A 19,891-nucleotide genomic window follows, 5' to 3' on the forward strand; every position below is an offset into this window, starting at 1 on the left:
TCGACAGTCTCTCAGGATGGCCCCAAGAGGTCCCGCGGGGCGGTGACAGGAACGGTTCAGGAGTAGACGTGCGGCGCGAGGGTGCCGATGCAGCGCAGGTTGCGGTAGCGCTCGGAGTAGTCGAGCCCGTAGCCGATGACGAACTCGTTGGGGATGTCCCAGCCAACGTACTTCACGTCGACGCTCATCTGCAGGGCGTCGGGCTTGCGCAGCAGAGTGGCGATCTCGACCGACGCCGGCTTGCGCGAGCTGAGGTTGGAGACCAGCCACGACAGCGTGAGGCCGGTGTCGATGATGTCCTCGACGATCAGCACGTGGCGCCCGGAGATGTCGGTGTCGAGGTCCTTGAGGATGCGGACGACGCCCGACGACTTGGTGCCCGAGCCATACGACGAGACCGCCATCCAGTCGATCTCGACGTGCCGGGAGAACGCCCGCGACAGGTCCGCCATCACCATGATCGCGCCCTTGAGGACGCCGACGAGCAGGATGTCCTTGCCCTCGTAGTCGGCCTCGATCTGGGCGGCCATCTCGGCGAGGCGTTGCTGGATGTCGTCCTCGCTGAAGAGAACGTTGACGAGGTCTCCGTCGACATGGGAGGCGTCCATGCGCTCAGCCTCCCACAGGGGTCGTGACGAACGTCAGCGAGTCCCGCCCGCAACGAGCCGTGACGCGACCGGGCAGCTGCACCTGCTTCGCCGCCCGGTCGGGGTCGGCCGCCAGCCGATCCAACGCCTGGACGTGGACCCGGAACAGCTCCGCGCCGGGGCAGCCGGCGGCGAGCGCCGCCCGGCGCAAGACCCGCGTGCGGACCGCGGTCGGCAGGCCCGCGAGCCCGTCGAGGCGTACGCCGACCGCACCCGCAGGTTCGTCGGTCGCCGCGGCGCGGAAGGCGGCGTCGGCGTACGCGTCGAGGGCCTGGGCGTCCTCGGTGAGCTGGTCGGCGGTGCGGGCCAGCGCGGCGGCGACGCCGGGGCCGAGCTCGGCCTCGAGGATGGGCAGGACGCGGTGGCGGACGCGTGCGCGGGTGAACCGCTGGTCGGTGTTGTGGGGGTCCTCCCAGTAGTCGAGACCCTCGGCGCGACAGGCGGCCTCGGTCTGGGCGCGGGTCACGTCGAGCAGGGGCCGCGCGAAGACGTCGAAGCCGCGGCGCATGCCCGCCAGCGACCGGGCGCCCGAGCCGCGGGTGAGCCCGAGCAGGACCGTCTCGGCCTGGTCGTCGCGCGTGTGGCCCAGCAGCACCAGCGGCGCAGACCACCGCTGCGCGACCTGGGCGAGCACGTCGTAGCGCGCCTCCCGAGCGGCGGCCTCGACGCCCTGCCCCTCGGAGTGCACGCTCACGCGGGCCGCCACCGTCTCGTCAGCGCCGAGCCCGGCGGCTTGGGCGACCACCCGTTCGGCCAGCTCGGCCGAGCCGTCCTGGAGACCGTGGTCGACGGTGGCCGCGACGACGTGCAGTCCACGACCGGAGCCGTGGGCACGGGACTCGAAGACCGTCGCCGCCAGCAGGGCGAGTGAGTCTGCTCCCCCGGAGCAGGCGACCACGACCGGCGTACCCGGTTCGAGCGCAGCCTCGTCCAGCACACGGCGTACGCCGGCCCGGACCGCGGCACGCGCGGGGTCGAGAGCCATCGCGTCGGTCAGCCGTGGACCCGGCGCACCCAGGCGTCCGGGTCGCCGATCTCGTCCTTGCTGGGAAGGTTGGCCGGCTCGGCCCACACCGCGTTGAAGCCGTCGAAGCCGACCTTGTCGACGACACCGGTGACGAAGGACGCGCCGTTGCGGTACTGCGCCATCTTCTGGTCGATGCCGAGGAGGCGGCGCAACACCTTGTCGAGCATCCCGACGCCCTTGCGCCGACGGTTGAACTTGCGCCGGATCTCCCGCAGCGAGCCGATGACCTCGGGGCCGGCCTCGTCCATCACGACGTCGGCGTGGCCCTCCAGCAGCGACATCACGCCGGTGACACGGTCGATCACCGCGCGCTGCTCGGGACCGGCGAACAGGTCGACGAGACTGACGTCGCTGTTGCCGCGCAACAGGTCGCCGGCGCGCTCGAGGATGGTGGAGACGAGCTCGGAGGGGTCGACGTCGACGGCGTCGGCGAGAGCGGCGACCTCGCCGTGCAGGTGGTCACGCATCCACGGCACCGCGGTGAACTGCACCCGGTGCGTCTCCTCGTGCAGGCACACCCACAGGCGGAAGTCCGACGGGTCGACCTCGAGCTCGCGCTCGACGTTGACGATGTTGGGCGCGACGAGCAGCAGCCGCCCGTGCGGCTCGGCGAACGGGTCGAACTGACCCAGCACCTTGCCGCCGAGGAAGCCGAGGAGTCCCCCGACCTCCATCGCGGTCACGCGCGAGCCGACCGCCTTCGTCATCCCGGTCGCCGGTCCGCGCCGGTCCTCCATCTTGCGCATCAACGGCTCGGTGATCCGCCCGAACGCCTCGACGTTGGCGGTGATCCACCCCGGCCGGTCGACCACGAGCACCGGCGCCGTACCCGCCGGAGCATGCAGCCCCGTGAAGTCCCCGACCAGCGACGTCGAGCGCGCCGCACCGTCGCGCAGCTCGGCCACGACATCCGCAGCCTCCTGCCGGCTCACCGTCGGCCCCTCACCCGCCACGCGCGAGCCGATCTTGATGGCGAGGTCCCAGTCGACCATGTCGGAGGCAGTCATGCCCCCAACCTACGAGCCACCCCCACGCCGTACGGCAGTCCCACGCGCCCCAAGAATCGCTACATGTGTAGTGATACTGGAACTCTGTACACGAATTCGTCGGCGTGTCGCGCAAATTCACTACACGTGTAGTGAATTTGCCGATTGGTTCACCTGCTGCAGCGGCAGGCGGCGAGGTCGGCGGCGAGCTCGTCGATGCGCTGGCGGGCGACGGCCTGCTCGATGCCGCCGGAGCCGATGCCACCGGGGGCGCGGACGCGGTCGGCGAGGACGACGAACGCGAGGGGGGTGCCGCCTGCCTCGGTGACCACGCCGGCGAGCCCGTGGACGCCCGTGAGGGTGCCGGTCTTCGCGCGGACCTGGCCCAGGCCGGCGGGGTCACCGGTGTCGAAGCGGAGGGCGAGGGAGCCGGTGAACCCGGCGACCGGCAGCCCGCCGAGCACGGCGCGCAGCTCGGGGCGCTCGGCAGCGACGGCGAGGACGCCGAGGAGCGTCTCGGGCGAGATGAGGTTCTCGCGCGACAACCCGCTGCTGTCGCGCAGCGTGTCACCGCTCGCGTCGACACCCAGCTCGCCGAGGGTGGCGACCACGGCGGCAGCGGCGCCCTCGAAGGTCGCTTCGGTGTTGCGGGCGAGGGCGACGTGGTGGCCGAGGACCTCGGTCGTCTCGTTGTCACTGACGTCCAGAGCCCGCTCGACGATCTGCTCCAGCGGCGCAGAGCTGACCTCGGCCAGCTCGGTGGCCTCGGCAGGCGCGGCGCGCTCCCGGACCCGCGGGGCGACCCGGATCCCGACAGCGCGCAGCGCGTCGGCGAACTCCTCGGCCGCCACCCGGGGCGGGTCGTCGACCCGGCCGTCGCCCTCGTCGGGGCGGCCACCGTCGACCCAGAGGGCACTGATCGGGGCGACCACGTCATCGGGGCCGTAGCTGGCCGGCCAGGCCGGGTTGACCCGATCGCCGGTGAAGAGCGTCGCGTCATAGTCCAGGCGCACCCGCGTCCGGCCCGCCGCCCGCAGCGCCGACGCAGTCGCGGTGGCCAGGGTGCGCAGGTCGGCGCGCGCGGGGTACGCCGGAGGGGCATCCGCCTCCGACTGCTCACGCGCCAGGAACGGGTCGCCCCCACCCACCAGGACGATCCGCGGCGTGCCCGGCACGCCCCGCACCGTCGTACGGAAGGTGTGGTCGGGACCCAGGGCGGACAGCACGGCCGTCGCGGTGAGCAGCTTGGTGGTCGAGGCCGGCGTGACCCGCTCCGCGCCGGTGACGTACGCCGGCTCGGCGGAGCCCAGCGCCGCCACGGCGACCGTCAGTCGCCGTCCGAGGTCGTCGCGGTCGAGGTACGGCGCGACGACCTGCGCGATCGCGGCCTCGTCGAGGTCGGGCACCGGCGCGCCACCGAGGGGCGAGCCGGCGAGGACGACGGGCGCCGGGCGCAGCGCCGGCAGGTCCAGCCCTGGTGGGGGGTCGACGGCCGCGGGCTGGTCGACCGGACCCGACCAGTCCCAGCCGAGCCAGCGCGGGCCCGCCTCGAGCTCGTCGGCCGCGACGGCCGAGGCCAGGAGCAGCAGCACGAGCACCGCCGGCAGCACCCGCCAGCGCGGACGCCCGGAGTGGCGTTCGTCACGTCGCCCCACTCGGACCCCTTCCGGTTGCGTGCTCTGCGGTGCCGTGCGGGAGACTAGCCGCCGACGACGCCCGCGCGGAGTGCGGCAGCGTCGTGGCAGGCGTGACACAGGTCAGCGAGAGCCGCCGACCGACGAGCGGAGGATCGATCGTGGAATTCGACGTCTTGGTGGAGATCCCCAAGGGACAGCGCAACAAGTACGAGGTCGACCACGAGTCGGGGCGCATCCGGCTGGACCGGACGCTGTTCACCTCGACGCAGTACCCCGCTGACTACGGCTTCATCGAGGACACCCTCGGCCTCGACGGCGACCCGCTCGACGCGCTGGTCATCCTCCAGGCGCCGACGTTCCCCGGCTGCCTCATCCGCTGCCGCGCCATCGGCATGTTCCGCATGACCGACGAGGCCGGCGGCGACGACAAGGTGCTCTGCGTGCCCTCGCAGGACCCGCGCCTGGAGCACCTGCGCGACATCGCGCACGTCTCGAAGTTCGACCGGCTCGAGATCCAGCACTTCTTCGAGGTCTACAAGGACCTCGAGCCCGGCAAGTCCGTCGAAGGCGCCGAGTGGGTCGGCCGCGCCGAGGCCGAGGCCGAGGTCAAGGCCTCCTTCGAGCGCGCGAAGACCAACGGGCACTGAGCCCCCACCTCCGTCACTCCCCTCCGCGAGCGGCGTCCGGGACCACCCCGGCACGACGCTCACGGAGGGGAGTGTCGTGTGTGAGCGGCGCGTTCAGCCGTCGAGCATCTCGGTGCGGCGCAGCTCCGGGGGTACGCCGAGCGCGTCGACCAGGTCGTCGGCGATCGGACGCAGCTTGCGGCACAGCGAGCCGATCTCGGCGGTGATCGCCTTGGCGCGCTGGGTGGTGAGGCGGCCGTGCTCCATCCACCACGCACGGTCGCCCTCGATCACGCTGAGCGCGTAGAGGTCGCACAGGAGGTTGAGCGCCGCCTTGTTGGGGCCGTCCTCCAGCGTCGCGATCTTGTCGACGAAGGCCTCCAGCACCAGGCGCTCGACGTGGGCCCGGGCCGCCCCGATGACGTGGTCCTGGCAACGGCTGAACACCTCGCCGGGGTTCATCCCGTCGTCCATCCCGCGCTTGAGCCGGCGCGCGACGCCGGCGAGCATGTGCTCCTCGCGCCAGCGCAGCATCATCAGGTGGTAGTCGGGGTCGAGCAAACCGGCGTCCGCATCCCACGCGTCGTCGCCGCCGGGCAGCACGTCGCGGATCCGTTCGAGCAGCTTGTGCACGTTGGTCCGCTCGATGACGGTCTCCACGGCCACGCCGGCGACGAACCGCATCATCCCGAACTGGTCGAGGTCCTCGAACTCGCTGGAGTAGTCGGTCAGCAGACCCTTGGCGACCAGCTGCAGCAGGACGTGGTTGTCACCCTCGAACGTCGTGAAGACGTCGGTGTCGGCGCGCAGGGCGTCGAACCGGTTGGCGGACAGGTAGCCGGCGCCGCCGCATGCCTCGCGACACTCCTGGATGGTCTCGCTCGCATGCCAGGTGCCGAGCGCCTTGGTGCCGGCGGCACGCGACTCGAGCGCGCGGCGCTCGTCGTCGGCCGCGTCGGGGTTGCTCGAGACCCGGTGCAGATCGGCCGCCAGCACCTCCTGGGCGAAGTGCAGGGCGTAGGTGCGTGCGAGCAGCGGGAAGAGGCGCCGCTGGTGCATCCCGTAGTCGAGCAGCAGCTCCTCGGTGTCGGGGTCGGTCGCGGCGAACTGTCGGCGCTGGAGGGCGTACTTCACCGCGATCGTGATCGCGACCTTGGACGCGTTGATCCCCGCGCCGCCGACCGAGACGCGGCCCTGGACGAGGGTGCCGAGCGTGGTGAAGAACCGGCGTCCGCGGTTCTCGATCGCCGAGGAGTACTCGCCGGTCTCGCTCACGTCGGCGTACCGGTTGAGCAGCGCGGTGCGCGGCACCCGGACGTTGTCGAACCAGATGCGGCCGTTGTCGACGCCGTTGAGGCCGATCTTGGGTCCGCAGTCCTCGATGCGTACGCCGGGGAGGGTGGCGCCCTCCTCGTCCCGCAGGGGGACGACGAAGGCATGGACGCCCTCGGACTCGCCGTCGATCACCAGCTGGGCGAAGACGACGGCCGCGCGGGCATGCAGCGCCGCGTTGCCGATGTAGTCCTTGCGCGCGGCGTCGTCGGGGGTGTGGATGACGAACTCGCCGGTCTTGACGTCGTAGCGCGCCTCGGTGCCGAGCGCCTGCACGTTGGACCCGTGACCGGTCTCGGTCATCGCGAAGCATCCGAGCAGCCGGCCGCTGATGAGGTCGTCGAGGTAGGCGTCGTGGTGGACCTTGCTGCCCAGATGCAGGATCGCGCCGCCGAAGAGCCCGAACTGGACACCGACCTTGGTCATCACCGACAGGTCGCCGAGCCCGAGGGTCTCGAAGGCCGCGATGGAGGCCCCGATGTCGCCGCCGCCGCCGTACTCCTTCGGGAACCCGAGGCCCGTGTGGCCGGCCTCGGCCATCTCGAGCACGACCTCCAGCACGCGTTGCCGGTACGCCGCACGGTCGAGCTCGAGCGCCTCGTCGAGCAGCCCGGCGTGCTTCACGAGACCGTCCCGCACGGTCTGGCGCACCTCGGCGTACGGGCCGTCGAGCACGCGGGTCAGCGCCGCGACGTCGACCTGGGGGGACTGGTAGCCCTGGTTCGTCATGGCTGCACTGTCCCCGCATCCGTCGCAGCGACAAACGCGTCCCGGCGGTGATCTCGGCGACGAGCCGTAACCCGGGCGGATCGGGCTAGTTTGTCCTCAACATGAGCTCCCCGCGTCCCCTCCGACGCCCGTTCCTGCGACGCCTGCATGAGCGCGGGCTGCGGGCGGTCGTGGCCACCGGGGCACTGGTCCTGGTCGCGACGGCCTGCCAGCTCGACAGCTCGGTGGCGCAGGACGTCGTCCGGGGTCAGGAGACCGGCCAGGATGCCGAGCCCATGAGCGCGACCACCGTCAGCTGGCTGTGCTGGCCGGGGCGGGCGGACCCCTGCTCGATCCCGCTCGACACCACCGTGCGCACCCGCGGCAAGCCCGACCGGGTCCAGACGCCGGCGCGGCCGCGCCCGGCCAAGCGGCCGGTCGACTGCTTCTACGTCTATCCGACCGTCACCAACCAGTGGAGCCCGAACGCCTCCCCGACCGCGGCACCCGAGGTCCAGGCGATCGCGCGCTACCAGGCCGCCCGCTTCTCCTCGCAGTGCCGCGTCTTCGCCCCGCTCTACCGCCAGATCTCCGCGACCGGAGGGCTGCTGGCGACCATGACCGCGGAGACGGCCTACAGCGACATCCGCAGCGCCTGGACGAGCTTCCTCTCCCGGGTCGACACCAAGCGCGGCTTCGTCCTGATCGGGCACTCCCAGGGCACCTTGATGCTGCGCCGGCTGCTGCGCGAGGAGATCGAGACCCGCCCGGCCGTGCGCAAGCGGCTGGTCGGCGCCCTCCTCGTCGGTGGCAACGTCACGACCCGCACCGGCCGCACCACCGGCGGCGACTTCACCCACGTGCCGCTGTGCACCAAGCGCGCCCAGGCCGGCTGCGTCGTGGCGTACTCCAGCTATGCCACGGACCCCCCGTGGGTGTCGTTGTTCGGCAACACCCGCACCGACTTCTCGGGCTGGGCGCTGGGGCGCCAACCCGCGGTGAACGAGCAGGTCGCCTGCGTCGACCCCGCCGTCGTCGCCGGCACGAAGGGGGCCTTCTCGATCGTCCTGCCCAGCGGTCGCTTCCCCGGCGGGGGCGTGCAGTGGTCGCTGAGCCGCGCCCTGCCCGGCGGGGAGCCCACGGCGCCGACGACCTGGGTGCGCCTGGCCGACAAGTACGCCGGCACCTGCCGCACCGTCAACGGCAGCAACGTGCTGCGCTACGCCGCACGGCCGGGGTCGCAGGCGCCGCGCCAGGTCATCCCCGGCACGGGCACCCACCTGCTCGACATCAACCTCGGGCTCGACCGCCTGGTGCGGGTCGTCCAGCTGCAGGCCGCCACCTGGACCCGCCAGCAGACCCGCCGCTGACGGCGGTCCCCAGGACGGAGCGTCAGCGCTCGGCGTCGACAGGAACCGCGTCGGTCGTGGTCGTGGGGTGCGAGGACCGTCCCCGCCGGTCGAACTTCTGCCCGGTCGCCAGCCCGCCGAGGTAGACCGACAGCACCGCGATCACGACGCCGCCGATGACGTCGGCGACGTAGTGCCAGCCGAAGTAGATCGTCGAGACCACGGTGATCGCGAAGAACGCCCAGCACAGGAACTTCAACAGCCGGTTGCGCAGGGTGTATTGGCCGACCAGTGCCACCACGAGGGTGATCCCGGTGTGCAACGAGGCGAACCCGGCGACACTCTGCACGGACTCGCTCAAGGGGTTGAACCGCACGTTCTCCCGCCCTCGGGCGAGCGCTTCCTGCAACGCGGTCACCCCCGTCTCGGGCAGGTCGACGAACAGCCACGGGAAATGGAAGATCGGCCCCAGCGACGGGATCATGTAGTAGGTCGCCGTGCCCAACGCCCAGCACAGCGCGTTGGCGGTGACGAACCAGTAGCCGAAGCTCAGGTTGCGCGACCAGACCAGCCACGCGGTCAGGGTCAGCGGCACCAGGGGGAGGTAGGCCAGGTAGATGAACGACAGGAAGTGCGCGACCCACTCGAACCCGATCACCTGCTGCATCAGCACGCCGGGGTCGTGACCGAAGAACAACAGGTGGTCGAAGTCGCGCAGCGCGTAGTCCTGGATGTCGCCGCGGATGAACGGCAGGTAGGACTTCAGGTTCCGGTAGCCGACGTAGGTGATGTAGAAGAAGACCAACCCGACCACGACCAGCTGGAGCCGGTCACGGGTCCAGTGCTCGGCCCACCGCTGCTTGATCTGCGCCGGCACGGCGCCCATGCGGAACTTCGCCCGCCACAGCGCGATCGGCAGCAGGTCGACGAGGAACGCGCCGAGCAGCAGCAGCGGGATCCGCAGCCAGGTCGGGCCGAGGAACCCTTCAGGGTCCCGCAGCGGCTGCCCCAGGCTCGCCCCCACCACGACGGCCAGGCCCCCGGTGAGAACGGCGATGCCGATCAGGAGTCCGTACGCGCGCCGTGTCACCCGGGGGATTCTAGGGTGTTGCCGGCTCCGGGAGGACAGCGAGCCGGTCCCGGTCGACGGCGAGTCGCACCCGGGCGCCCGGGGCAGCGGCGTACCCGCGTCCCGCGACCGCGTCGATCTCCCCGATGCCGTCGACGTCGGCCCGCACCCGCACCACCTCGGGCGACGCCCGGACCGTGAGCACCGTGCCGTGCAGTGGACCGTCGGGATCGATGCGCAGGGCGGAGCGCCGCACCGCCACCGGACGGCGTACGTCGGACCCGGTCGAGCCGAGCTCGTGGTGGACGGTCGCCGCCGCCTCGTGGTCCAGCACGGTCGCGTAGCCGAGGAAGAGCGCGACCTCCGGGTCGGCCGGGTGGCGCCACACGTCGGCGGGTGCCCCGTGCTGGACGACCCGGCCCGCGCGCATCACCGCCAGCCGGTCGGCGACGGTGAACGCCTCCTCGTGGTCGTGGGTGACCCACACCGCGGTGGTGCCTGCGGCGACCAGGATCCGGCGCAGCTCGGCGGCCAGGCTCTCGCGCAGGCTGCGGTCGAGGGCGGAGAGCGGCTCGTCGAGCAGCAGCAGCCGCGGCTCGGTCGCGAGCGCCCGGGCGAGCGCGACGCGCTGGCGCTCCCCGCCCGACAGGGTGGCCGGGGCGCGGTCGCCGTATCCCTCGAGCCCGACGAGCGTGAGCAGCTCGGCCACGCGGTCCCGGATCTCGCGCCGGGGCCGCCGGCGCAGGCGCAGCGCGTAGCCGACGTTGGCGGCGACGTCGCGGTGGTCGAACAACTGGCCGTCCTGGAACATCAGCGCGCAGCCGCGACGGTGGGTCGCGACGCCGGCGACATCCTCCCCCGCGAGCAGGATCCGTCCCTGCGCGACCGGCTCGAGGCCGGCGACGGCGCGCAGCATCGTGGACTTGCCGCACCCCGACGGCCCGAGCACCGCGAGCACCTCCCCGCGCGGCAGGGCGAGGTCGACGTCGGCCACCGCGTCGACCGGGGGTCCACCATCGGTTGCGGGGAACCGGACCCGCAGGTCCTCGATCTGGAGCATCATCCGATCCATCCTCCGCTTCGCCGCGATCGTTGCAGGAGCTCGACGAGCGCCATCACGGCGACCGTCAGGGTGCCGAGGACGACGGCGGCCGCCATCGCCATCGCGGCGTTGTCGAGGCCCGGTCGCGAGATCAGCTGGAAGATCACCACCGGCAGGGTGGGCCGGTCGGCCCGGGAGAGGAAGCTGGTCGCCCCGAACTCCCCCAGCGAGACGGCGAAGGCGAAGCCCACGGCGGCCAGCAGCGGACGCCAGACCAGCGCGAGATCGACGTCGCGGATCACCCGCAGCGGCCCGGCCCCCAGGGTCGCGGCGACCTGGCGCTGCCGGTCGTCGATGGACGACAGCACCGGCGACAGCACGCGGACGACCAGCGGCAGCGCGACCATGGCCTGGGCGATCGGCACGAGCAGCGCGGAGCTGCGCAGGTCCAACGGTGGTCGATCGAGGGTGATGAGGAAGCCGAAGCCCAGCGTCACCGCGGAGACCCCGAGCGGGAGCATGAACGCCCCGTCGACCCAGGAGACCACGCGCCGGGCGACCCCGCCCGGCGGAGCGGGACGGGTCGTCACGAGCGCGACGAGCAGGCCCAGCACGATCGCGATCACGGTCGCGTCGACCGCGATCCGCAGCGAGTTCTCGATCGCGTCGGTGACCGGCACCCGCAGCGCGTTCGACCCACCGTCCTGGGGACCGGCGGCCAGCGCCCGGTAGTGGTCGAGACCCCACCCGTCGGAGGTGCGCAGGGAGCGTCCGATCAGCGTGGCGACCGGCGTCACGACGAGCGCGACGACCCCGGTGAGCACCAGCAACGCCGGGACGTCCCGGCGCCGCGGGCGCCTGCGGGGTCGGCGTACGCGGGCAAGTCCGACCTCACCGGCGCGGGCACGGTGGGCCAGCAGGAGGAGACCGACCACCGCGAGGATCTGCAGCAGTGACAGCGCTGCCGCAGCCTGCAGGTCGAGGAAGCTCGTGGTGAGCAGGTAGATCTCGGTCTCGACGGTCGAGTAGCGCAGGCCGCCCAGGGTGAGCACGACGCCGAACGCGGTAGCGCAGAAGAGGAAGACCACGCTCGCCGCCGAGACGATCGCCGGGCGCAGCGCCGGCAGCGTGACCGTCCACCACACCTGCGACGGTCGCGCGCCGAGGGCGGCGGCGGCCTCCTCCCGGCGCGGGTCGAGGCCCTCCCACTGCGCCCCGACGGTGCGCACGACGACGGCGATGTTGAAGAACACCAGCGCCAGCACGATCGCCGCCGGCGTGCCCTCGAGTCCGAGGCCGCCGAGCAGTCCCGCCGACGCGAACAGCTGCCGGAAGGCGACCCCGACGACCACGGTGGGCAGCACGAACGGCACGACGACCACCGCCCGGAGCAGCCGCACGCCCGGGAACCGCAGCCGGGACAGGGCGTACGCCGCCGGCACCCCGAGCAGCACGGCAAGCACCGTCGCCGCCCCCGCGCTGAAGAGGGTGAACCCCAGCACCCGGTGCACCCGCGGGCGGGTCAGCACCTGTAGGACACCACCGGGGTCGAACGCGCCGTCGACGACGAACCCGCGCGCGAGCATGCCGCCGACGGGCAGCACGAAGAACACCGCCAGCACGGCCAGCGGGAGTCCGGCCGCCGCGAGACGCACGACCGGCAGGGTAGTGCGCCTCGGGCGACGCGGCGCGAGGGGCATCAGCGGGTGACGACCTCGCCCCACTGCTGCAGCCAGGTGTCGCGGTTCTCGGCGATCAGGGCCGGGTCGAGGTCGTAGGGGTCCTCCGCGACCCCGGCGAAGCGCGCCCACTCCTCGGGCAGCTCGACCTCCTCGCTGACGGGGAAGACATACATGTTCTCCGCCAGCGACGCCTGGAACTCCTCCCCCACGAGGAAGTCGACCAAGGCCTGCGCGCCCTCGGGGTTCGCCGCACCCTCGATCACACCGGCGTACTCCACCTGACGGAAGCAGGTGTCGAGCAGCGCGCTGGTGGTCGGCTCGTCGCCACCCTCGGGGACGGTGAACGGCGGGGATGACGCGTAGCTGAGCACGATCGGCCGGTCGCCGTCACCGCCGCCGGCGGTGAAGTCGACGGTGTAGGCGTCGGTCCATCCGGAGGTGAGCTTCGTGCCGTTGTCCATCAACCGCTCCCAGTAGTCCTGCCAGCCGTCCTCGCCGTACTCCGCGATCGTGGCGAGCAGGAAGGCCAGGCCCGGCGAGGACGTCGCCGCACCGGGGGTGACGAAGAGCCCCTCGTACGCCGGCTTCGTCAGGTCCTCGAGGGTGGCCGGGGGCGCGACGTCGTTGTCGGCGAACCAGGTGTCGTCGATGTTGACGCACACGTCGCCCTGGTCGATCGGGGTGAGTCGTGCTGCCGCGTCCGCGTCGTCGAGGACGTAGCGCTCCGCGCCCTGCGGGAGGGTCTCGGGGGTGTGCTCGGCGAGGATCTGCTCGTCGACGACGCGGCTCGCGAAGGTGTTGTCGATGCCGAAGACAGCGTCGCCGAGCGGCGAGTTCTTCGTCAGCACCAGCCGGTTGGTCAGCTCGCCGGCGTCGCCGGCGGCCTGGACGTCGACGGTGTAGCCGTGCTGGTCGGTGAACGCCGCCAGCACCTCGTCGGGCACGTTGAAGGAGCTGTGGGTGACGAGGACGACGGTGTCCGTCTCCTCCGCCGCCTGGTCGTCGCCGCCCCCGGTCGAGCAGGCCGCCAGCAGAGTCGCTGTGGCCGCCGCCGTGAGGGCGAGAAGGTGCTTGCGGGTTGGTCGTTCGGTCGCACGCATGCGTGGTCTCCCTTGGGTGGGAGGGGTTGAGCTCGACTCCCTACGACGGTGCTAACCGCGTCAGGTTCGAGGGTCTGCGGCCTGTTCCGCACTCTCAGCGCCCTGGATGGCGCTCCCCTGTCGTTCGCCGACCACGATAGTCCGCGCGCGGACGCGCGAGCAGCCGGGCCCACGGGTCGAACGGGATACGTCTCGCACGTCGATCGTCGGGATCAGCGTGTCTCACGTATCCCGTCGTGCAGTGGCGATGGTGTGACACGCTGCGCGGCGTGAACGTCCGCACCGCCGCCTTCGCCGACCTCGACCCGCTGACGGCGTACGCGATCTGGCGGTTGCGAGTCGACGTCTTCGTCGTCGAGCAGGAGTGCGCGTACCCGGAGCTCGACGGGCGTGACGCGGAGCCGACGACGCAGCATTGGTGGGTGCCGGGCGACGCCGACGGTGAGGCGCCGGTGGCGGCGTACCTGCGCGTGCTCGCCACTCCCGACCCGCACGAGGCGCGCATCGGTCGCGTCGTCACTGCCCCGGCTCACCGGGGACGCGGGTTGGCCGCGACGCTGATGCGCGACACCCTCGGTGCGCTGCGGGAGACGGGCGTGCGTTCGGTCGTGCTGGACGCGCAGTCCCACCTCTCCGACTGGTACGCCGCCCTGGGGTTCGACATCGTGGGACCCGAGTTCCTCGAGGACGGCATCCCGCACGTCCCGATGCGCCAGGAGCTCGCGGCCCCCTGATCAGTCCGGCAGGGTGAAGCTGAGCGTCTCGCCGTCGTCGGTGCGCCGCAGGTCGCCGCGCAGGGCGAGCAGCTCCAGGTGGGCGAGGGTCTCCATGCTGGCAAGCGCGCCGTTGAAGACGTCGAGCTCGGAGAAGTGCCGCCCGCGCTTGGTCCAGGTGAGCTCACCGGCCACGTCGTACGCCGTGCGCGCACCGCCGGCGACCGCGTCGCGCGACTGCACCAGCCGTTCCTCGTGGAAGGCCAAGAGCTCCTCGACGCGCTGGTGCGAGCTCATCCCCACGGGGCCGTGAGCGGGCAGGAGCGTCAGGTCGGGCATCGCGCGGACCTTCTGCAGCGACGCCATGAAGTCGCGCAGCGGCTGCGGGGCGTAGACGGGCTCGAACCCGACCGACGGCGTGATGGTGGGCAGCACGTGGTCACCGGAGAACAGCACCCCGGCGGTCTCGTCGGCGAACACGAAATGGCCCTGGGTGTGGCCCGGCGTGGAGACCGCGCGCAGCGCCCGGTCGGGCAGCTCGATGTCGTGGTCGGCCTCGAGCCACACGTCGGGGTAGCCCCACAGGTCGAGGTCGGGACCGTCCTCGTCGCCGAACTTCGCCCACTCCTCGGCGATGCTCCGCGCGCCGGCGCGCACCAGTTGGTCCAGCGTCGGGTCGCGGTCGAGCGTGGCGTCGTGCATGAGGTCGAGCGTCGGCTTGTCCCCGATGCCGAGGCTGACCTCGGCGCCGAACTCCTTGCCGATCACCGCGGCCTGGGTGTAGTGGTCGCGGTGCACGTGGGTGACCAGGAACCGGCGGATGTCACGGACGCTGAAGCCGATCGAGGCGAGCGAGGACTCCAGCAGCGTGCGGGCCTCCTCGATCGCCCACCCGCCGTCGACCAGCGTGAGCCCCTCGTCGGAGGCGAGCACGTAGACGTTGACCGCGCGCAGGCCGTCCATCGGCAGCGGCAGCGGGATCCGGTGGACGCCCGGTGCCACCTCGTAGGCGCCGGGCTCGGTCCACTCCCCCGAGCCGGTCGACTGGTAGCCGGTGGTCGCCGCTTCGTTGCTCATGCCAACTACTCTCCCAGGCCCGGTCAGGCGTCGGGCGTCAGGTCCGGCAGACCGAGATCGAGGTTCGGCACTTGCAACCCGCCGTCGACCTCCAGGATCTTGCCGGTGAGGTACGCCCCCGCGGGCGAGCTGAGGTAGAGCACCGCCGCGGCGATCTCCTCGGGCCGGCCCACCCGGCCGAGCGGGGTGCTGGACTCCATCTGCCCCATGATCTTCTCGTCCGAGGCGACGTACTCGAGCGCGGACGTCAGCACCGAGCCCACTCCGACCGCGTTGACCCGTACCAGCGGTGCGAGGTCGGTGGCGGCGAGCTTCGTGTAGTGGCTCAGCGCGGCCTTGGCCGTGCCGTAGGCGAGGTAGCCGCGACCGGCGACCCGGCCGATCACCGAGGAGATGTTGACGACCGATCCACCGCCGTCCTTCAGCAGGTGGGGTACGGCGGCGCGGGTGAGCGCGTGCGCGGTGTTGACGTTGAAGTGGAACGCGTCAGCGAGGTAGGCGGGGTCGGTGTCCATCAAGGCGTTCGGGATGCTGCCCCCGACGTTGTTGACGATGATGTCGAGGCGACCGAAGGCCTCGACCGCGGCGTCGGCGAGCCCCGCCGCGGCGTCGAGGTCGCTGAGGTCGGCCGGGACGACGTGGGCCCGGCGTCCGGTCGCGCGCACCTGTTCGGCGACCTTCTCCAGCTGGTTGGCATGCCGGGCGCTGATGACCACGTCGGCACCGGCCTCGGCGAGCGCCACGGCGGTGGCCGCACCGATGCCGCGGCCGGCGCCGGTGACCACCGCGACGCGATCGTCGACACGGAAGGAGTCCAGGATTCCCATCGGCGGAATGTAACAGGTTCTAGTTTGCGGCGAGGGGGATCCGCGGACCCGTCGCGGGGTGCTCCGAGAGCCAGCAGTGGGTGTAGGAGTAGATCGACGGCATGCACCGGTTGCAGTGGATGCAGGCACTCTGGGCGGTCTCGCCCTCCTGCATCCGCCGCAGCAGGTCCGGTTCGCGCAGCAGCGCGCGCGCCATGCCGACGAACGCGAAGCCCTCCTCCATCGCCAGGTCCATCGACGCACGCGTCGAGATGCCCCCGAGCAGGATGAGCGGCATCTCGAGCGCCGTACGGAACTCCCGCGCCTGCGGCAGGAGGTAGGCGTCCTCGTAGGGGTAGGACTTCATGAACTTCGCGCCGACGTACTTCATCCCCACGCGCACCAGCGGCGGCATCACCCGGCGGAACTCCTCGACCGGCGCCTCGCCGCGGAAGAGGTACATCGGGTTCAGCAGCGAGCTGCCCGCGGTCAGCTGCAGGGCATCGAGGTTCCCGTCGGCCTCGAGCATCCGCGCGACCTCGACGCTCTCGGGGAGGTTGAAGCCACCGGGCGCGCCGTCCTTCATGCCGTACTTCGCGATGAGCGCGACCTCATCGCCGACCTCGTCGCGCACAGCCCGGGCGACCTGCCGGGCGAGCCGCGCGCGGTTCTCCAGGCTGCCGCCCCACCGGTCAGTGCGCCGGTTGAGCACCGGGGACAGGAAGCTGGAGACCAGGTAGTTGTGGCCGAAGTGCAGCTCGAGACAGTCGAGGCCAGCGCGGACACCCAGGCGGGCGGCGGCGACGAAGTCCTTGGTCACCCGCGTCAGGTCGCGCTCGGTCGCCGAGCGGATGAACTGCATCGACAGCGGGCTCGGCATGCGCGATGCCGCGATGGCGTGCGCACCGTTGGAGCGGCCGTTGCCCACGGGCCCGGCGTGGCCGAGCTGACCGGAGACCAGCGCCCCGGCGGCGTGGACGGCATCGGTGAGCCGGACCAGGCCGGGCAGCGCCTCCTCGCGCAGGTGGATCGCGGCACGGTCGGTGCGCCCCTCGGGCGAGACGGCGAGATAGGCGACGGTCGTCATCCCGACGCCGCCCTCCGCCACCGCCACGTGGTAGTCGATCAGGTCGGGGCTGACCAGCCCGCCGGGCGAGCGGGCCTCGAAGGTCGCGGCCTTGATCGTGCGGTTGCGGAGGGTGAGCGGGCCCAGGCGGCCCGGCGAGAACACGTCGGTGGACACCGCGGAACTGTAACGCGTTCTCGTTCGTGGCGCGGGCTTCCGCCGCGGGCCCTCAGGCGTCGCCGGGGTCCGAGGGGCCGGTCCCGCCCGGGTCGGGGTCGGGCGACGGGTCCGGGTCGATGGGCGTGGGAGTCGGGGTGGGGGTCGGGGTGGGGCTGGGGGCCGTCGGACCAGGTGTGGTCGGACCGTCACTGGGCGAACGGGTCGGGGTGCGCGTGGGCGAGGGAGTGGGACGGACCGGCGGCCCGCCCGAGGGGCCGGTGGAGGGGCGCGGCGTGGGACTCACAGCCGGTGGGGTTCCCGGCGTGGATCCCGGGGTGGCTCCCGGTGGCGTGGTCGCGCTCGTGGGACCGGGCGCGGCCGGAGTGCCGGGGAGCGCCGGTGTCGTGGACGGCTCGTCCGCAGTTGTCGGGTCCTGCGCCGGGCGTGCGCGGCGCTTCTTGCGCCGGGGTGACGCGTCCGCGCTCGTCGGGCCGGCGGCGGGCGCTGATGCCGAGGGGGTGGCCGAGGGCGCGGCCGGGACCGGCGAGGTCGGCTCACGGTCCGTGGCCGGCGCCCGACCGTTGGTGACCGCGACGATGCCCAGCACCATGCCGATGACCACCACGACGGCTGCTGCCGACGCAGCCGGCACGAGCCACCCCGGTGGTCCGCCTCCACCCGTCCCGCGGGTAGCACCGGTGACACCAGCGACCGCAGGCGGCGGACCGGCAGGCACCGTCGGCGGTGGACCGGCCTCGCTGGCGACGAGCAGGGGCTCGTCGGGATCCGACGTTCCGGCTGCGTGCAGCGCACCCGCCGCGCCGCCGAGCAGCGCCGGCGCCAGCACCGTCCCGAGGTCGGCACGCAGGTTGCGCAGCCCCAGGTAGATCCCGCCGCAGTCACGGCACTGCTCGAGGTGGCCCTCCAGTTGACGGTCGGAGCGGGTGCGCCGCTCGACGTACGCCGGCAGCAGCTCTCGGGCGCGGGTGCAGTCCTGGCCGTGCACCACGGCTCGGTGCTCGCCGACGTAGGCCCGGCGGAGCCCGGCGCGGGCCCGGTGGGCCAGAGCGGCGACGGCGGGACCGTCGAGGCCGAGCAGCGTCGAGACCGACTCGTCGCTCTCGTCCTGCAGGCAGGTGTGCCAGAGCGCCACCTGCCAGCGTTCGGGAAGGGACGCGAAAGCGCGCGCGAGGACTGCCGCCTCGACGTGCTGCTCGGGGTCGGCGGGCGGGACGGCGGCACCATCGTGGCGAAGGTCGGCGTGCAGGTCGGGGTGCAGCTCGCGGACGGTCGTGACGAGGTACGGACGGAACGCCTCGCTCGGTCCCTCACCCCTGCGCAGCGCGTCCAGGACCGTGGTGAACGCCTCCGACGCGAGGTCCTCGGCGCGGACCTCCGGCACGAGTGCGCGCGCCACGCGCAGGGCGGCGGGGTGGTGGCGGGCGAACAGCACCGCGGCAGCATCGTCGTACCCATCGCGATAGCGCGCGGTGAGGACGGAGTCCGCGAGTGCGTCGGGCGCAGGGGGCGTCGCCACGCTTGGCACGCTAGGGCGCAGCGCATGCCCGCGGAACGAAAAGCCGCAGTCGGACCAGGCCGGGGAACCTCAGCCGTCGGCCGGCAGGACCGTCCCGGTGACCTCGGCGAGCTGCAACCACGACCCCGGCAGGGTGCCAGGAGCCGTCATCGCGATGGTGACCTCGTCCCCGTCCTCGAGGAACGTGCGCTCGACGTCCCCCACTCGCACGGGCTGGCGACCCCCGTGCGTCAGCTCGAGCAGACATCCCCGCTCGTCGTCACCGGGACCGCTGATCGTGCCGGAGCCGAACAGGTCGCCCGAGCGCAGCGGGAGACCGCCGGAGGTGAGGTGCACGAGCATCTGGCCGGGTCCCCAGTAGGTCGTGGCGTACGCCGGACGGCTCACCACCTCGCCGTTGATCCGGAGTTCGACGGCGACGTCGTAGCCGCCGGGACCGTTAACGGCCAGGTGCGGCAACGGCGGGGGCTGCTGGTCGGGGAGGGGGACGCGCGCCGCCTCGAGCGCCGCCAGCGGCGTCACCCAGCCCGCGATCGACGTCGCGAACGCCTTGCCCAGGAAGGGCCCGAGCGGGGCGTACTCCCAGCCCTGGATGTCGCGCGCGGACCAGTCGTTGAGCGCGACCACCCCGAAGACGTGATCGGCGAGCTGGTCCGGGCGCAGGCGGGTGCCCGGCGCGGTCGGCGGGCCGACGACGAAGCCGAGCTCTGCCTCCAGGTCCAACCGTCGGCTGGGTGCGTACTCCGCGCTGCGGCCCTCGCCGTCGGGCTGCGACGTGCGGCGCTGGCCGTACGGTCGGCGTACGGGGGTGCCGGAGACGACCACCGTGCCGGCCCGGCCGTGGTAGCCGACCGGAAGGTGGCGCCAGTTCGGCAGCAGCGGCTCGCCGTCGGGGCGCATGATCTCCCCGACCCGGCGGGCGTGGTGCTCGGAGCAGTAGAAGTCGACGAAGTCGGCCACGGCGAAGGGCAGGAGGGAGCGGGTGTCGGCCACGGCGTGCAGGTGTGGCGCGACGGCGTCGCGGTGGGTGTCGTCGGTGAGCAGGCCCGTCAGCCATTCGCGCAGCGCCGCCCACGTGGCCGGGCCGGCCGCCAGCAGCGTGCCGAGGTCGCGGCAGGCCAGCGCGGGCTGGACCTCGTCCGGCGTGGTGACGGCCGCGGCGAGGGAGGTCAGGGTCAGCACGTGCTCGCCGATCCGGGTCGCGACCTGGTGCCCGTCGCGATCGGCCAGGTCGGGCAGCTCGACGACCCCCAGCGGCAGGTGGTCGACGTCGTACCCGGACCCCTCAGCTCCCTCGACCCACGTCATCGGCTCAGCGTACGGTCGGT

17 protein-coding genes and 1 riboswitch are annotated in these 19,891 nt (G+C 72.5%); of the genes, 3 read left to right on the plus strand and 14 right to left on the minus strand.

Annotated elements, in window-relative coordinates:
• Positions 1-56: 56 nt before the first annotated feature.
• The 4 genes from hpt to dacB form a co-directional block, all read right to left on the minus strand.
• The gene (gene hpt, locus J2S59_RS03370; protein ID WP_068120714.1) at positions 57-608 is read right to left on the minus strand and encodes a hypoxanthine phosphoribosyltransferase; all 552 of its coding nucleotides are present in this window, start codon (positions 606-608) and stop codon (positions 57-59) included.
• Between the two features lie 4 nt (positions 609-612).
• On the minus strand, positions 613-1,632 hold the full coding sequence (gene tilS, locus J2S59_RS03375; protein WP_068120712.1) for a tRNA lysidine(34) synthetase TilS: 1,020 nt from the start codon (positions 1,630-1,632) through the stop codon (positions 613-615).
• An 8-nt stretch (positions 1,633-1,640) separates the two neighbouring features.
• A complete protein-coding gene (locus J2S59_RS03380) occupies positions 1,641-2,681 on the minus strand; it encodes an Rv3626c family coenzyme F420 biosynthesis-associated protein (protein ID WP_068120710.1) in 1,041 nt (346 codons plus the stop codon).
• Positions 2,682-2,830: 149 nt separating this feature from the next.
• Positions 2,831-4,315, minus strand: coding sequence for a D-alanyl-D-alanine carboxypeptidase/D-alanyl-D-alanine endopeptidase (gene dacB / locus J2S59_RS03385; RefSeq protein ID WP_181641946.1), 1,485 nt, complete (start codon positions 4,313-4,315; stop codon positions 2,831-2,833).
• Between the two features lie 140 nt (positions 4,316-4,455).
• Here dacB and J2S59_RS03390 point away from each other — a divergent pair, with 140 nt between their 5' ends.
• Entirely contained in the window at positions 4,456-4,944 is a 489-nt protein-coding gene (locus J2S59_RS03390) for an inorganic diphosphatase (protein ID WP_068120706.1), read from the plus strand.
• 93 nt (positions 4,945-5,037) lie between these two features.
• On the opposite strand, the gene J2S59_RS03395 is transcribed toward J2S59_RS03390, so the two are convergent.
• On the minus strand, positions 5,038-6,984 hold the full coding sequence (locus J2S59_RS03395) for an acyl-CoA dehydrogenase family protein (RefSeq protein WP_068120704.1): 1,947 nt from the start codon (positions 6,982-6,984) through the stop codon (positions 5,038-5,040).
• A 101-nt stretch (positions 6,985-7,085) separates the two neighbouring features.
• Here J2S59_RS03395 and J2S59_RS03400 point away from each other — a divergent pair, with 101 nt between their 5' ends.
• Complete coding sequence (locus J2S59_RS03400; protein WP_068120701.1) at positions 7,086-8,333, plus strand: DUF3089 domain-containing protein; 1,248 nt, start codon at positions 7,086-7,088, stop codon at positions 8,331-8,333.
• Positions 8,334-8,355: 22 nt separating this feature from the next.
• On the opposite strand, the gene J2S59_RS03405 is transcribed toward J2S59_RS03400, so the two are convergent.
• From J2S59_RS03405 to J2S59_RS03420, 4 genes are read right to left on the minus strand one after another with little or no spacing between them, the layout of a single operon-like run.
• Complete coding sequence (locus tag J2S59_RS03405; protein ID WP_306824807.1) at positions 8,356-9,402, minus strand: phosphatase PAP2 family protein; 1,047 nt, start codon at positions 9,400-9,402, stop codon at positions 8,356-8,358.
• Positions 9,403-9,412: 10 nt separating this feature from the next.
• Positions 9,413-10,444 (minus strand): ABC transporter ATP-binding protein, encoded by a 1,032-nt coding sequence (locus tag J2S59_RS03410; RefSeq protein WP_068117297.1) that lies wholly within the window; start codon positions 10,442-10,444, stop codon positions 9,413-9,415.
• The gene (locus J2S59_RS03415) at positions 10,441-12,078 is read right to left on the minus strand and encodes an ABC transporter permease (protein ID WP_246360115.1); all 1,638 of its coding nucleotides are present in this window, start codon (positions 12,076-12,078) and stop codon (positions 10,441-10,443) included. Before J2S59_RS03415 ends, J2S59_RS03410 begins: the two co-directional genes overlap by 4 nt.
• A 44-nt stretch (positions 12,079-12,122) precedes the next feature.
• Positions 12,123-13,205 carry a thiamine ABC transporter substrate-binding protein gene (locus tag J2S59_RS03420; RefSeq protein ID WP_306824808.1) on the minus strand — a complete coding sequence of 361 codons (1,083 nt, stop codon included), beginning with the start codon at positions 13,203-13,205 and terminating at the stop codon, positions 12,123-12,125.
• A 20-nt stretch (positions 13,206-13,225) separates the two neighbouring features.
• Positions 13,226-13,334: riboswitch (TPP riboswitch) on the minus strand.
• A 140-nt stretch (positions 13,335-13,474) separates the two neighbouring features.
• On the opposite strand from J2S59_RS03420, the gene J2S59_RS03425 reads away from it, so the two are divergent.
• Positions 13,475-13,939, plus strand: a complete 465-nt coding sequence (locus J2S59_RS03425) for a GNAT family N-acetyltransferase (protein WP_068120387.1) — start codon at positions 13,475-13,477, stop codon at positions 13,937-13,939.
• Here the strand turns inward: J2S59_RS03425 and J2S59_RS03430 are convergent, their stop codons facing one another.
• The 5 genes from J2S59_RS03430 to J2S59_RS03450 form a co-directional block, all read right to left on the minus strand.
• On the minus strand, positions 13,940-14,995 hold the full coding sequence (locus J2S59_RS03430; protein ID WP_068120385.1) for an MBL fold metallo-hydrolase: 1,056 nt from the start codon (positions 14,993-14,995) through the stop codon (positions 13,940-13,942).
• Positions 14,996-15,018: 23 nt separating this feature from the next.
• Positions 15,019-15,822 (minus strand): SDR family oxidoreductase, encoded by an 804-nt coding sequence (locus tag J2S59_RS03435; RefSeq protein ID WP_068120384.1) that lies wholly within the window; start codon positions 15,820-15,822, stop codon positions 15,019-15,021.
• Positions 15,823-15,841: 19 nt separating this feature from the next.
• Positions 15,842-17,044 (minus strand): NADH:flavin oxidoreductase, encoded by a 1,203-nt coding sequence (locus J2S59_RS03440; protein ID WP_068120382.1) that lies wholly within the window; start codon positions 17,042-17,044, stop codon positions 15,842-15,844.
• A gap of 52 nt (positions 17,045-17,096) precedes the next feature.
• Positions 17,097-18,563 (minus strand): sigma-70 family RNA polymerase sigma factor, encoded by a 1,467-nt coding sequence (locus tag J2S59_RS03445; protein WP_306824809.1) that lies wholly within the window; start codon positions 18,561-18,563, stop codon positions 17,097-17,099.
• A gap of 69 nt (positions 18,564-18,632) precedes the next feature.
• Positions 18,633-19,871 carry a fumarylacetoacetate hydrolase family protein gene (locus J2S59_RS03450; RefSeq protein ID WP_306824810.1) on the minus strand — a complete coding sequence of 413 codons (1,239 nt, stop codon included), beginning with the start codon at positions 19,869-19,871 and terminating at the stop codon, positions 18,633-18,635.
• Positions 19,872-19,891 lie beyond the last annotated feature (20 nt).

The sequence above is a fragment of the Nocardioides massiliensis genome (assembly GCF_030811215.1).
GTDB classification, from domain to species: domain Bacteria; phylum Actinomycetota; class Actinomycetes; order Propionibacteriales; family Nocardioidaceae; genus Nocardioides_A; species Nocardioides_A massiliensis.

Excerpts from the sequence above, each read along its gene's own strand:
- J2S59_RS03400 (WP_068120701.1), top strand. The coding sequence starts at position 7,086 with ATGAGCTCCCCGCGTCCCCTCCGACGCCCGTTCCTGCGACGCCTGCAT.
- J2S59_RS03435 (WP_068120384.1), bottom strand. The coding sequence starts at position 15,822 with ATGGGAATCCTGGACTCCTTCCGTGTCGACGATCGCGTCGCGGTGGTC.
- hpt (WP_068120714.1), bottom strand. The coding sequence starts at position 608 with ATGGACGCCTCCCATGTCGACGGAGACCTCGTCAACGTTCTCTTCAGC.
- J2S59_RS03430 (WP_068120385.1), bottom strand. The coding sequence starts at position 14,995 with ATGAGCAACGAAGCGGCGACCACCGGCTACCAGTCGACCGGCTCGGGG.
- tilS (WP_068120712.1), bottom strand. The coding sequence starts at position 1,632 with ATGGCTCTCGACCCCGCGCGTGCCGCGGTCCGGGCCGGCGTACGCCGT.
- J2S59_RS03395 (WP_068120704.1), bottom strand. The coding sequence starts at position 6,984 with ATGACGAACCAGGGCTACCAGTCCCCCCAGGTCGACGTCGCGGCGCTG.
- J2S59_RS03450 (WP_306824810.1), bottom strand. The coding sequence starts at position 19,871 with ATGACGTGGGTCGAGGGAGCTGAGGGGTCCGGGTACGACGTCGACCAC.
- J2S59_RS03380 (WP_068120710.1), bottom strand. The coding sequence starts at position 2,681 with ATGACTGCCTCCGACATGGTCGACTGGGACCTCGCCATCAAGATCGGC.
- J2S59_RS03410 (WP_068117297.1), bottom strand. The coding sequence starts at position 10,444 with ATGATGCTCCAGATCGAGGACCTGCGGGTCCGGTTCCCCGCAACCGAT.
- J2S59_RS03420 (WP_306824808.1), bottom strand. The coding sequence starts at position 13,205 with ATGCGTGCGACCGAACGACCAACCCGCAAGCACCTTCTCGCCCTCACG.